10 protein-coding genes are annotated in these 13,822 nt (G+C 63.3%); 5 read left to right on the top strand and 5 right to left on the bottom strand.

Features of this window, described 5'->3' with window-relative positions:
- Positions 1-119: 119 nt before the first annotated feature.
- Complete coding sequence (locus tag JQ633_RS26895) at positions 120-1,505, top strand: LLM class flavin-dependent oxidoreductase (RefSeq protein WP_211988118.1); 1,386 nt, start codon at positions 120-122, stop codon at positions 1,503-1,505.
- Positions 1,506-1,680: 175 nt separating this feature from the next.
- On the opposite strand, the gene JQ633_RS26900 is transcribed toward JQ633_RS26895, so the two are convergent.
- The 3 genes from JQ633_RS26900 to JQ633_RS26910 form a co-directional block, all read right to left on the bottom strand.
- A complete protein-coding gene (locus JQ633_RS26900) occupies positions 1,681-3,345 on the bottom strand; it encodes a thiamine pyrophosphate-binding protein (RefSeq protein WP_211988119.1) in 1,665 nt (554 codons plus the stop codon).
- Between the two features lie 328 nt (positions 3,346-3,673).
- The gene (locus tag JQ633_RS26905; RefSeq protein ID WP_249159668.1) at positions 3,674-4,192 is read right to left on the bottom strand and encodes a GFA family protein; all 519 of its coding nucleotides are present in this window, start codon (positions 4,190-4,192) and stop codon (positions 3,674-3,676) included.
- A gap of 144 nt (positions 4,193-4,336) precedes the next feature.
- Complete coding sequence (locus JQ633_RS26910) at positions 4,337-5,464, bottom strand: alkene reductase (protein ID WP_211988120.1); 1,128 nt, start codon at positions 5,462-5,464, stop codon at positions 4,337-4,339.
- Positions 5,465-5,630: 166 nt separating this feature from the next.
- Between JQ633_RS26910 and JQ633_RS26915 the strand changes: the two genes are divergently transcribed.
- The 3 genes from JQ633_RS26915 (at position 5,631) to JQ633_RS26925 (ending at position 10,168) form a co-directional block, all read left to right on the top strand.
- A complete protein-coding gene (locus JQ633_RS26915; RefSeq protein ID WP_211988121.1) occupies positions 5,631-6,014 on the top strand; it encodes a winged helix-turn-helix domain-containing protein in 384 nt (127 codons plus the stop codon).
- A gap of 528 nt (positions 6,015-6,542) precedes the next feature.
- Positions 6,543-7,880 carry a cytochrome c peroxidase gene (locus tag JQ633_RS26920; protein ID WP_211988122.1) on the top strand — a complete coding sequence of 446 codons (1,338 nt, stop codon included), beginning with the start codon at positions 6,543-6,545 and terminating at the stop codon, positions 7,878-7,880.
- A 470-nt stretch (positions 7,881-8,350) separates the two neighbouring features.
- Complete coding sequence (locus tag JQ633_RS26925) at positions 8,351-10,168, top strand: alkaline phosphatase family protein (RefSeq protein ID WP_211988123.1); 1,818 nt, start codon at positions 8,351-8,353, stop codon at positions 10,166-10,168.
- Between the two features lie 234 nt (positions 10,169-10,402).
- Here the strand turns inward: JQ633_RS26925 and JQ633_RS26930 are convergent, their stop codons facing one another.
- The gene (locus JQ633_RS26930; protein ID WP_211988124.1) at positions 10,403-11,899 is read right to left on the bottom strand and encodes an aldehyde dehydrogenase family protein; all 1,497 of its coding nucleotides are present in this window, start codon (positions 11,897-11,899) and stop codon (positions 10,403-10,405) included.
- 200 nt (positions 11,900-12,099) lie between these two features.
- On the opposite strand from JQ633_RS26930, the gene JQ633_RS26935 reads away from it, so the two are divergent.
- Entirely contained in the window at positions 12,100-12,951 is an 852-nt protein-coding gene (locus JQ633_RS26935; protein ID WP_211988125.1) for an SDR family NAD(P)-dependent oxidoreductase, read from the top strand.
- Positions 12,952-13,141: 190 nt separating this feature from the next.
- Here JQ633_RS26935 and JQ633_RS26940 read toward each other — a convergent pair whose 3' ends face one another.
- Positions 13,142-13,522: a hypothetical protein gene (locus tag JQ633_RS26940; RefSeq protein WP_211988126.1), complete on the bottom strand. Its 381-nt coding sequence runs from the start codon at positions 13,520-13,522 to the stop codon at positions 13,142-13,144.
- Positions 13,523-13,822 lie beyond the last annotated feature (300 nt).

Raw genomic sequence — 13,822 nt, forward strand, 5'->3', positions numbered from 1 at the left:
CGGAAGGGCGCAAAACGCGAATGGCCCTTGCCAAAACGTGGGAAGTCGCAACAAGTTGATATGGGGACGCCCGGCACGCGACCGGGCATCAATTCGAAGCGGCGCTCGGGGTTTCGACAATGACAAAACAGATCCGGCTCAACGCCTTTGCCATGAACTGCGTGGCGCATCAGTCACCGGGGCTGTGGACCCATCCGCGCGACCGCACCAAGGACTACAATACGCTTGGCTATTGGACGGACCTCGCGAAGACATTGGAACGCGGCCGGTTCGACGGCCTGTTCCTTGCGGACGTGCTCGGCGTCTACGACGTCTACGCCGGCAATCCGGATGCCGCATTGCGCAACGCGGCGCAGACGCCGGCCAACGAGCCGTTGATGCTGATTCCGGCGATGGCCGCAGTGACGCAAAATCTCGGCTTCGGCGTCACCAGCAACCTTTCGTTCGAGCCGCCCTACCCGTTCGCGCGGCGGATGTCGACGCTCGATCATCTGACCGGCGGGCGTATCGGCTGGAACGTGGTGACCGGCTATCTCGATTCGGCCGCGCGCGGCGCCGGCAAGGACAAGCAGACCGCGCATGATGACCGCTACGAGCTCGCCGACGAATATATGGAGCTGGTCTACAAGCTCTGGGAAGGCAGCTGGGAGGATGACGCCGCGATCCGCGACGTCGCGCGCGGCATCTTCACCGATCCGAGCAAGGTGCATCCGGTGCGCCACGAGGGGACCAACTACCGGCTCAACGCGATCCATCTCTCCGAACCCTCACCGCAGCGCACGCCGGTGCTCTACCAGGCCGGCACCTCGCCGCGCGGGCGGCAGTTTGCCGCCGAACACGCCGAATGCGTGTTCATGTCGGGACCGTCGGCGAAGGTGATCGGCCCGCGCGTCTCGGCGATCCGCGAGCTCGCCGCGCAGAAGGGCCGCAACCCGGCCGAGATCCTGATGTTCTCGATGATGTGCATCGTCGTGGCGCCGACCGAGGCGGAGGCGAAGGCGAAATACGCCGAGTATCGCAGCCACGTCAGCCATGAGGGCGCGCTGGCGCTGATGTCGGGCTGGACCGGCGTCGATTTCTCGACCTACGAGCTCGACCAGGAGGTGCGCCATGTGCAGAACGAAGCCGGTCGTTCCGCGATGGACAACGTCACCCGCGCCGACCCCGACCGGGTCTGGACCGTGCGCGAGGTCGCCGAGCATGTCGGCATCGGCGGCGCCGGCCCGGTCGTGGTCGGTTCACCCGAGCAGGTCGCCGACAAGATCGAGCAATGGTTCGAGGACACCGATGTCGACGGCCTCAACGTTGCGTTCGCGATCTCGCCCGGCGATTTCGAGGACATCGCCGACATGCTGGTGCCGGAACTGACCAAACGCGGCCGCTACAAGAGCGAGTATGCCAAGGGGACGCTGCGGGAGAAGCTGTTCGGCAGCGGGCGTGCGAGGCTCGACGGGACCCATCCGGGGAGCAGGTATCGCATCAAGCCGCGCACTGCGGCGGAGTAGCTGCGTTGGGGTGGGCACGCTCCGCTTTGCCCACCCTATGCAAACTCGTCGTCCGTCATCCTGAGGTGCGAGCGGAGCGAGCCTCGAAGGGTGCACGGCCCCCGCTGGTGGCCGTCGACCCTTTGAGGGCCGCTGAAGCAGCGGCCACCTCAGGGTGACGGTGTAACAGCGAAGCTCAATTCACCGAATTGCTCACCATCACCTCGATCAGCTTCGCGCCCGGACGGCTGAAGGCGGACTGCATCACGCTCTTCAGCTCCTGCGGATCGGTGACCTTGATCGCCTCGAGCCCGAGCGATCGCGCCACGCCGGTGAAGTCCACCGGCGGGTCGACGAAATCCATGCCGACGTAGTGGTCATCGCCGTGGAATGCGAGCAGACGCTGCTTGATGATGCGATAGCCGCCGTTGTTCACGATGACGAAGGTCAGCGGCAGCTTGTGGTTGGCGGCGGTCCACAGCGACTGGATCGAATACATCGACGAGCCGTCGCCGGAATAGCAGACCACCGGGCGCTGCGGATTGGCGAGGCTGACGCCGACCGCGGCCGGCAGGCCCCAGCCAATGCCACCGGAGGCGAGCGCGTGATAGCCGTAGCGGTCGCGGTGCGGACGCAGGCCGATGATCTGGCGCGACGAGGTCAGGCCCTCATCGACCAGGATCGCGTTGTCGGGCATCGCCTCGACGACCTGCAGCGCCAGCCAGTCCGGATCGATCGGCGATTTGTGGCTGGATTTCGAGATCTGCTCGACCAGCGCCTTGCGCTTCGCCGCCCAGTTCTTCGACGCCAGCGCCGCGATCCCCTGCCTCGCGCGCGTCTCCAGCGCGCCGCCGCCCGCCTGCTTCAGCGCCGGCACCAGTGCGCGCAGCGTCTCCTTGACATCGGCCTTCACCGCGATCTCGGCGCCGTAGTTCTTGGCGAGATCGCCGTCGACCAGGCCGACCTGCACGATCGAGAGCCCGTCCGGCAGCGGATCGACCTCGCTATAGACCGACATCCGCAACGGATCGCCGCCGACTGCGATCAGGAGATCATGCGGCGCCAGCACGTCGCGCGCGACCTTCTGCAGCCGCGCGATGGCGCCCATGAAGCACGGGCTTTCCGAGAGGAAGTGCGCACCATAGGGCGTCGGCGACTGCCAGGCCGGACAGCCCAGTGTCTCGGCGAGATCGGCGGCCTCGCGCAGCGCATCGCTCTTGACGATCTCGTCGCCGACCACGATCACCGGGCGCTCCGCCTTGAGGATGCGCGCGGCCAGCGCGTTCAGCGACTCGTCCGACGGCTTCACGCGCGTATCGACGCGGGTGGAGCGGCCGAGCTCGATGCCAGCCTCGGAATTGAGAATGTCGCCGGGCAGGGAGATGAACACCGGGCCGGTCGGCGGCGTGGTCGCGATCTTGGCGGCGCGGCGCACGATGCGCGGCAGGTCTTCCAGCCGCGTCACCTCGACCGCCCATTTCACCAGCGGCGTCGCCATCTGCACCAGCGGGCCATAGAGCACCGGCTCGGTCAGGCCGTGGCCCTGCTCCTGCTGCCCGGCGGTGAGGATCAGCGGCGTGCCGGTGAAGCTCGCGTTGTAGAGCGAGCCCATCGCATTGCCGAGGCCGGGCGCGACATGGACGTTGCAGGCGACCAGCTTGCCGGAGGCGCGGCTGAAACCGTCGGCCATCGCCACCACCAGGCTCTCCTGCATCGCCATCACATAGGTGAGGTCGGGATGATCCTTTAGCGCGTGCATGATCGGCAATTCGGTGGTGCCGGGATTGCCGAACAGATGCGTGACACCCTCGTCCTTCAGCAGCGCCAGAAATGCCGAGCGGCCGGTAATGCGATTCTTCATGTTTCCTCCGGGCCTGTCAGCGCATTGGCCGACGAGATGGCGGAGATGACCAAAGTTGTGCCGCGGGAGCAATCGAGCGCAGGGTCATGGCTGCATTCCGCTGGCGCGCGTCTGACGCTGCAGGGGAGCCGTCGAACGGGGCGGTACCAAAAATGCCGAAAACAACCCCATGCAAAGTAGCCGGCGGCGCCGGCGCTCGACAGAATACTTGACACGTCGGGCAACTCAGGGGTATTCTTCCAATATTCCGAAATTGTGAAAGCGCCGCGGTCGACCCACATGCTGGTCGGGTTAAACGAGTCCGCTGGTCAGCTCGAAACCGGGTTGATCAAAACATCCCCTCGCGATCGCTCTTTTTCTTCTTTTTCGAGCGCTGCCAGACCACGCCGGGATAGCCCTTCAACGGCACCAGCGGCTCGCCGATGTAGGCCCATTCCTGCAGTTCCTCGATCGCGATGTGATAGAGCGGCTGCCGTCCGGTGCGGCCGGAGAACAGCGCGCGCGGGATATTGACCATGTGCGGCGAGCGGGCGCGTTCATACACGATCGGCGTGCCGCAATTGGCGCAGAAGCTGCGTACGGTCTTGCTCGCGGCGTCCTCGTAGCGCGACAGTTCGTTCGCGCCTTGCGTGATGCGGAAGCGTTTGCGCCAGCTGCCGACATAGGTGGCGTAGGCCGCACCATGCGCGCGGCGGCTGGCGGGCGTGTGATCGTGCCAGGCCCAGCGTGCGGGGACGTCGATCTCGAAACGGATTTTTCCGCACAGGCATTGGCCGGCCGCGGGTTTCGCCAGCGCCACGGGTTTTGACTTCTTCGCCGGCGAAAAGTCTTCGTCTTCCGGAAACATCGGGGTCTCCCGGTGTGCTCATGGAGCGAGCTATCGTAGCCCGGATGCAGCGCAGCGAAATCCGGGAACAGTTGATCCGCGGATACAAAGGCCCCGGATTGCGCTGCGCTTCATCCGGGCTGCGAAGCCACGAACGTGCTACGTCTACACCTGCGCCAGTTCGTCGTAGACCGGATAATCCGTATAGCCCTTCTCCTCGCCGCCATAGAAGGTCGGGCGGTTGTATGGCGTCAGCGGATAGCCGCGTTGCAGGCGGCGCGGCAGGTCCGGGTTGGAGATGAAATAGCGGCCGAAGGCGATCGCGTCGGCGTGACCTTCGGCGACCGCGCTCGCGGCGCTGTCGCCGACGAAATTGCCGGCGGTCAGCAGGACGCCACTCCACATCGGACGGTACAGCACCATCGCCGACGGCACGTTCTTCCAATCGACATCGGCGCGGCCGGTGCCGGAGGCGCGCGGCTCGATGAAATGCAGGTAGGCCAGCCCGAGCTTGTCGAGCGATGTGATGGCGTGGCTGTAGAGCGGCATCGGGTCGCTCTCGCCGCTGCCATTGGCGATGCCGAACGGCGACAGCCGCACGCCGACGCGATCGGCGCCCCAGACGTCGATCACCGCCTGCGTCACCTCCATCAGGAAGCGGACGCGGTTCTCGATCGAGCCGCCATACTGGTCGGTCCGCACGTTGCTGCGCGATTGCAGGAACTGCTCGACCAGATAACCGTTGGCGCCGTGGATCTCGACGCCGTCGAAGCCGGCGGCCAACGCATTCTTCGCGCCCTGACGATAGGCCTCGACCATCAGCGGAACTTCACGGGTTTCGAGCGCGCGCGGCGTTTCATACTCGACCACCTTGCCGTCCGCCGTCATCGCCTTGAACTCGGGCGCGATCGCCACCGCCGAGGGCGCCACCGGCAGCGCACCATCCGGCTGGTACGAGGAGTGCGAGACGCGGCCGACGTGCCAGAGCTGCAGGAAGATCAGCCCGCCCTTGGCGTGCACCGCGTTCACCACCTCGCGCCAGCCCGCGATCTGGGCCTCGCTGTAGATGCCCGGGACGCCGGGATTGCCGAAGCCGGTCGCGACCACCGGCGAGGCTTCCGCGATCAGCAGCCCGCCGGGCGTGGCGCGCTGGGCGTAATATTCGGCGTTGAGCGGCCGGGGCGCGAGGCTCGGCCGTGCCGCCCGCATCCGGGTCAGCGGCGCCATCACGACGCGATGCCTGAGCTCATAGCGACCGACCTTGAGCGGAGTGAACAACGACGGAGGATTCATGCCTGCCCCAAATATTCCTGTGTGGTTCGCGTTATAGCCTGGGCACGATCCCTGCGGAAACCGGTGCCGATTGCTTGCGGATATGTCCGTGATCTAACGGGTTCATCTTGTTCGTAAAAGCGGATAGTGGCAATCTCATCACCTGATGCCCGTGAGCAATCCCTCCATGCCGAAACCGAGCGCCAGATCGCTCCCCTCCCTCAGCGTCCGCATCGACCTCGATGCCGAGGACCGGATCGGGCCCGGCAAGATCCTGCTGCTGGAGAATATCCGCGAATGCGGCTCGATCTCGGCCGCCGGCCGCGCCATGGACATGAGCTACAAGCGCGCCTGGGACCTCGTCGACGAGATCAACCGGATTTGCCGGCAGGCCGCGGTGGAACGGCAGACCGGCGGCAAGAACGGCGGCGGCGCAGTGCTGACCCCGTTCGGCCTCTCGCTGGTGGCGCGCTACCGGAAGATCGAGCGCGACGCCGCGACCGCCGTGCGCAAGGACCTCGAGGCGCTGCGCAGTGACATCGGCAGGCCGAAGAAGGCCGCGGGGCGGTAGACGGGGCCGTCGCAGGGGCGCAGCGCCGATATTCCTCCAGTACTCCGAAATCACGCAAGGGTTGGGTGAGCGGCGGCGTCTGCGAGCGCGCCGAATGTTGAGACCTGTACCCCCTCACCCGGATTGCATCTCTCGATGCAATCCGACCTCTCCCCGCAGGCGGGGAGAGGTGAGGAGGAGCCAGCGAGTCGCTACTCAGCTTCGCCAAGCAAAGACTGGATCGGCTCCCTCGCGCTGGTCTCTTGAAGGCATGATCGAGCCGCGATCAAACGTGAACGCCGCCCAGGCTGTCACAAAACAGCAATTGTAGGGTTGATAGAACGACCTCAGCGAGATGACGCCGAGGCGACCTTCATGCACCTCCTGATTTCGGTCAGGAACGTTGCGGTCCTGCCGAAAACACCTATCGCGACGTCAATCATCGAGCAGTCGGCGAGATCAGGCTTTCGCTGGCTTCAGCACGTCGTTCTGCAAGAGGGCTAGCGGTTGATCGTTCGAGTGTTTCTGTCGGCTGCGGCTGGCCTTGCAATGGCGTTTGTTCTCCAGCACGCGTTTGCCTTTCCGGTCGAAGGCGTGCAGACGCCCCTTCCCGTTGGAACCGAGCTGGACGATGATGCGATCGATCAGCCCCGAGAGCAGTTCCATTCCGAAGCCATCGAAGGTCAGAAATCATACCTGGTTAAGCTCGGAAACATGGCATTCAATACGCCCGCCATTCTCGGTGGCACCGCACTGAAGGGCGGCATCAGTTGCGGCACATGCCACATCAACGGTACGTCCAATTCGAAGTTGTTCATCCCGGCATTGTCGATCCGGCCGGGCAGCTTTGACACCACGAGCAGTCTGTTCAATCCGAAAGCCGAAAACTTCGTTCTCGATCCGGTTCGGGTGCCGAGCTTGCGCGGCGCGCGTTATCTCGCACCCTACGGCAACGACGGCAGAAAGGAATCGCTGCGCGATTTTGTCCGCACCGTGATCGTCGACGAATTCTCAGGTCCTGATCCCTCGCCTGCGGTCCTCAATGCGATCGTCGCCTATATCGAGGATATCGATTTTCTGCCCAACCCCCGCATCAGTATCGGCGGAAAATTGGCGGCGGACGCCAGCGAGGCCGAACGGCGCGGAGAAGCACTGTTCAACAAGCCTTTTCCGCATGACGCGAATCTGAGCTGTGCGGGCTGTCACATTCCTTCCGCCGCGTTCGTTGATAACAAGCGGCACGATGTCGGATCAGGCGGGATCTACAAGACGCCGACGCTGCTGAACGCTGATTTCAACGCGCCTTACTTCCACGACGTGCGTTTCACCACGCTCGATCAGGTCGTCGACTACTTCGATCGTTCATTCACGCTCGGCTATTCGGCCCAGGATCGGGCTGACATGGTTGCCTATCTGAAGGCGATCGGCGATGCCGCGCAGCCTTATGAACACATCACCACGGCGATCCTGTTGCAGGATATTTTCGATTTCGCGAGCACGCTCGGCACCGCCATCCGGGCACATGACAACGGCATCATTGCTCTCACGGTCGCAGCCGTTGGTGGTAACCTCAACGAGTTGATGGATCGCATTCCGGGGCAGGGCGCCGCCGGCGTGTCAGGAGGCGAGAGAGAGCGCGACGCTGCACGCAATTCTGTGAAAGAAGCCGTCGCAATACTGGAGCGGGTCGGCAGCAATGCAGCCGCTGGAAATTACGACGAGGCGGCGCGCGAGTATCAAAACTACAATCACTTTATAAGTCTCGCGGTCCAACCCGCTATCAGCCGCGCCGAACCATGGTCGTTGCTCAATCCGGCCATCCATGACGCTCATTATGCAGCGCTGCGGCAGCAGCTTGAATTTCATCACAAGCAACCGGCCAAGTAACTGAACAAGTAACTGATCAAGTCACTGATCAAGTCACTCGTCATCTCACCGTCAGTCATCGTCAAAGAAGCGATCGAGCCCGCTGCACCGAGTGGCGTGACCGATCTCGATCGAGGACGATGTGGCCATCGAAGCGTGATCGAGCCGCCATCAAATACGCGTGAACGTATCGTTGACCCAAACTCATTCAGCACACCGCATCGCTCTCGCGCGATTGCCGTACCTCTCGCGACGCACTTCGCGTGCTTGAAACACTTGGCGTACTTGAAGAATGCATCGCTTCACGATGAAACATCGTCCGCGGACTTCAACTCACGAGCGAAGGTACGAACAATTCTCGGCATGTCAAAATGTCGCATCACTGAAACAAGCCGCTCCTAAACATTCAGCTCGACTCTCCTCGCTGTCTCGCACTTCGCGAGTCACTTGCTTGTCGAGAGTCGCTTCCTTGCTCCTCCAGAAGGTATGTCATGCCAACGCCAACACCTGTGCGTCATCGTCTTCGCCAAATTCTTCTCTTGTCGGCGGCATCGTTGATGCTGTGCCCTTCCGTCGGTCACGCCGACGACGCTGATCGGGGCAACAATCATGGTGACGATACGCGCACGCCGATCAAGCACGTCGTCGTCATCATTCCTGAGAACCAAACGTTCGATCATTACTTCGGCACCTATCCGCACGCAGCGAATATTGCCGGCGAGCAGACCTGGTTGGGAGTGTCTGCGCCGAAATTCGTCGCGCGCCCCGGCACGCCAAAGGCCAATACCCTGACGCCTGAGTTGCTGAAGAACAATCCGAACCGGAGCATATTCGGAGCCCCCGCCAATCCCACGCGGTCCAGTCCGGCCAACGCCGTCACCTGCGACATGGGCCACGACTACGAGCCCGAGCAGCAGGCCTATGATGGCGGGAAGGCCGACAAATTCCCTGAGACGACCGCCGGCAAGGGCTCGGGTTGCGAGCCGGACGGCACAACCGTCATGACCTATTTCGACGGCAATACCGTCACGGCGATGTGGAACTACGCTCAATACTACGCCATGAGCGACAATTCCTTCTCCACGACTTACGGCCCCACGGTGCCCGGACACGCCAATCTCATTGCAGGCACCACGCATGGGATCATCATTCACGACCCCTCCAACCCCGCCAACCCGAACACTTCCGGCTTCTATGTCAATCCGAAGGATCAGTCGGTCACGCTCGTTGACGCCAACTTGCCCGGTTATCTCGACGATTGCGGCAGCGGCCGGACATTTGAGTTCACCGGCAAGAATGTCGGCGATCTGCTGAACGCGAAGAAAGTGACCTGGGGCTATTTCCAGGGTGGCTTCCTGCCGAGCCAGCCCGCGACGTTGGATGCGAACGGCAAGGTGCTGACGCCTGCGGTTTGCAACACCACGCATTCCGCCCATCAAATGGAGATCGATGGCCACACCTACCTGGTGCAGAACCCGAGCGTCAACAACCCGGGCGTGGACATTCACGCGCTCGCCAGGGATTACAGCACCGGCGTCACGCCGTTCATGAAATATGCGAGCACGCGCAACCCGCACCATTTGCGGCCGAGTTCGCCGGATATGATCGGCAAGACCGACCAAGCCAATCACATGTATGATATTTCGGATTTCTTTACGTCGCTGAACGCCGGCTCAATGCCCGCAGTGAGTTACGTGAAGGCACCGGTCTATCAGTACGGCCACCCATCCAGCTCCGATCCGCTCACGGAGCAAGGCTTTATCGTGGAGACAATCAACGCGATCCAGAAGTCTCGCTTTTGGAACGACACCGCCATCGTCATCGTGTGGGATGACTCCGATGGCTGGTACGACCACGTCATGCCTCCGGTCTTGACCCCGTCAGCGACCAACCTCGACTTCCTGTTTGGCCCCGGCAATTGCGGCACGCCGAAACCTGGTGCCGACGCCGCGCGCTGCGGCCTCGGCCCACGCCAGCCTCTGCTTGTGATCTCGCCCTATGCGAAACCGAACTTCATCGATCACACCCTGACTCATCAGGTCTCGGTGCTTCGCTTCATCGAGGACAATTGGAAGCTCGGCTTCATCGATGGCCCGGTTGCCCCGCCCGAGGGTACGGGATCTGTCGACCGGTATGCAAATTCGCTCGACAACATGTTCGACTTCAAAGGCAAGCCGAACAGGCGTCCTCTCATCCTCGATGCAGTCACCGGATCGATCGTCTCGGGTGGCGACAACGACGGTCACGATCACGGCCATGACCACGATCATGGCCATGACAATGATCATGGCCACGATCACAACCACTAACCGACAACCGGCAACCGAAAACGACTGAGCCACAGACAACTGGCCCGCCGCAGGCATCACCTGCGACGGGCCATCGCGTTACCCGCGGTAGCGCTTACGCAGCAAGCACGTCGTTAGTTCGCGCTAAACTGCTTGTGTCCGTTTCTGGCCCAAAACCGGCATGTCGTGGTCACCGACGATGTCCGGCTTCGGGGGGTAGAGCCGACATAGCGGATGTATGAGTACACGCCCTACCTAGCCGGTCTTGATCCAGACGGCCTTGACGTTGAGATACTCCTCGACATGCTGCTTGCCGGACTCGCGGCCGTAGCCGCTCATCTTGTAGCCGCCGAACGGCACCGCGGGGTCCATCGCCTGATAGCAATTGACCCAGACCGAGCCGGCGCGCAGTGCCTTCGCCACCTGGTGCGCCTTGCTGACATTGGTGGTCCAGACGCCGGAGCCGAGGCCGAAGGTGGTGGCATTGGCACGCTTGATCAGGTCCTCCGGATCCTTGAACGAGATCGCCGAAATCACCGGGCCGAAGATCTCCTCCTGCGCGATGCGCATGTTATCCTGCACATTGGCGAACACCGTCGGCTGCACGAAGAAGCCCTTCGACAGCGCGCCCTCGGTGAGGCGGCCACCACCGGCAACTGCCTTCGCGCCTTCCTTGGTGCCGATGTCGAGATAGCCGGAGACGCGGTCCATCTGCTGCTGCGACACCAGCGGGCCGATCTGGGTGTTGGGATCGAGACCGTTGCCGACCTGCAGCTTCTTGCCGAACTCGGCGACGCGGCCGACGAACTCGTCATAGACCTTCTGCTCGACGAACAGCCGCGTGCCGGCGCTGCAGATCTGGCCGGAATTGGCGAACACCGCCATCGCAGCACCAGGCACCGCCGCGTCGAGATCGGCATCGGCGAACACGATGTCCGGCGACTTGCCGCCGAGCTCGAGCGAGACGCGCTTGAGGTTGCCGGCCGAGGCGCGGATGATCGACTGGCCGGTGACGTGCGAGCCGGTGAAGGCGACCTTGTCGACATCGGGATGCGAGGCGAGCGCAGCGCCCGCGGTCTCGCCATAGCCCGGCACGACGTTGACGACACCCGGCGGAATGCCGGCCTCCATGCAGAGCTCGCCGATCCGCAGCGAGGTCAGCGGCGATTCCTCCGCCGGCTTCAGCACCACGGTGCAGCCGGTCGCGATCGCCGGGCCGATCTTCCAGATCGAAGCCGTCAGCGGCCCGTTCCACGGGATGATGGCGCCGACCACGCCGATCGGCTCCTTCAGCGTGTAGGAGAAGATCTCGCCAGGCAGCGAGTTCTCGATGGTCTCGCCGTGGATCGCGGTCGCCTGCCCCGCGTAGTAGCGCAGCATGCCGAGCGCACGCAGTTTGTTGCCGCGGGTGCGGCTGATCGGGGCGCCCATGTCGAGCGTGTCGAGTTGCGACAATTCCTCGAAATTCGCTTCGACCAGCTCGGCGAGCTTGAGCAGCATGTTCTGCCGCTCGAACGGCTTCACCTTGCTCCACGGGCCTTCGAACGCGCGGCGTGCCGCGGCAACGGCGCGGTTGATGTCCTCGGCATCGCCCTCGGCGACGGTCGCGAGCAGTTCGCCGGTCGCGGGGTTGTGCGTCTCGAACTTCTTGCCGGAGGCGGCGTCGACCCATTTGCCGTCGATCAGCATCTGCTTGTAGGAGCCATCGGCATACGGATGGCGCGTGATCGGAATAGCCTGCGAAACAGCCATGTTTGCACTCCCTGAATGTCGGCTGAGGTGTTTTTGGAAGCGTTATATCCCGAATTCTACAGCGCCGACGCGAAACCGTAAAGCCAAGCCGGAGTTGAAGAGGGTGACGCGTATGAAACTCTCCCATGCATCCGCGTGCATGCTGTGCACGATATGCTAGCCTGCAAAGTATCAGCCACATATGTGTCCGGAGACCGCCGATGCCCCATCCCGTGATGTCACCCAATCATGTTGCCGTGATCACCGGAGGCGCCTCCGGCATCGGGCTTGCCGCCGCGTTGCGCTTTGCCAAGGCCGGCATGAAGGTCTGCATCGCCGATCTCGGCGATGAGAGGCTGAAGGACGCCGCGGCAAAACTGTCATCTGCGGCGCCAGGCGGCGCTGCTGACATCATGGCGTCGGCCGTCGACGTCAGCCGCGCCGATGCGGTGGCGGATTTCGAAGCCGCGGTCGCCAAGCGGTTCGGCGGCACGGATATCCTGATGAACAATGCCGGCATCCAGCCCGGCAGCACGATGTTCGGACCATCGGACAACTGGCAGCGCATCCTCGCCGTCAACCTGTGGGGCGTCATCAACGGCACGCAGGCCTTCGCGCCCAACATGATCAAGCGCGGCCGGCCGGGGCTGATCATCAACACCGGCTCCAAGCAGGGCATCACTACGCCGCCGGGCGATCCCGCCTACAACGTCTCCAAGGCCGGCGTGAAGGCCTTCACGGAAGCGCTGCAGCACGAGTTGCGCAACACCGACGGCTGCAGCATCACGGCACATCTGATGATCCCGGGCTTCGTCTTCACCGGTCTCACGGCGCGGGGCCGCACCGAGAAGCCGGCGGGTGCATGGACATCGGAGCAGACCGTCGACTTCATGATCGAGCGGATCGAGGCCGGCGATTTCTACATCCTCTGCCCTGACAACGACGTGCCGCGCGCGCTCGACGAACGCCGCATCCTGTGGGCCGCCGGCGACATCGTCGAGAACCGCCCGCCGCTGTCGCGCTGGCACAAGGATTACAGCGACGCATTCGCCGCGTTCGTGAAAGGGAAATGAAGTAGGATGGGTGGAGCGCAGCGATACCCATCATGTCTCCGCAAAAACGATGGGTATCGCTTCGCTCCACCCATCCTACGAACTCCAGCCGCGTAGGGTGGGCAGAGCGCGGCGTGCCCACCATCACGCGCACGTCGTGGATGGTGGGCACGTCGCTACGCTCCTTTGCCCACCCTACGAAGCTACCAACCTAATTCGCGCGCACCTGCGCGCGCGTCGCCGGCTGCGATACCAGCGCCTCGCCGAGTTCACTCTGCTGGGCGCGCGGGATCGAGAAGCAGACGCTGAAGCCGTCCGATGTCGTCAGCGTCACCATGCCCTGGGTCGGATCGGTAGACTGCTCGATCACCCATGAATCCAGCGGATAGGCGTAGCGCAGGGACTGGTCGCCGAAGCGGGTCTGCAGCGCCTTGCTGATCAGGCCGGGCAAGGTCATGACCAGCGCGCCGACCTGGCTGACCGAGAGGCGGATCGTCGCGGGCTCGCCCCTGCCGTCGACGAACCCCAGCGAGATGGCGCAGCCGTCGGCCGCGACCTCGCACGTGGTCAGCTCCTGGGTTTCGATCTCCATGCCGGCACTCCGGATCATCGTTATATTCCGTTCAATATATCGAGAAGACGCGCAGCGTCCAGTCCCCAGAGTACAGTTGCAGGCCGCCCGGCGCAGCCGCGCGGCGTTAGAATCCATTGAAGTCCGGGCACATGCCGTTGACGCCGGATCGGCGACCGCTAATAGTGAACCAAGACGATCAAACCGATTTTTCTTCGTCATTTTCCAGAGCACCCAACCGTTCCAGCCATGCCGGGCTCGCCGTCGATGGCCGTGGCGCCCCGACCGGCGCCGTGATATATGCGTATATATAGCGAGGCC

The organism is Bradyrhizobium tropiciagri, from assembly GCF_018130505.1.
Taxonomy (GTDB): domain Bacteria; phylum Pseudomonadota; class Alphaproteobacteria; order Rhizobiales; family Xanthobacteraceae; genus Bradyrhizobium; species Bradyrhizobium tropiciagri_B.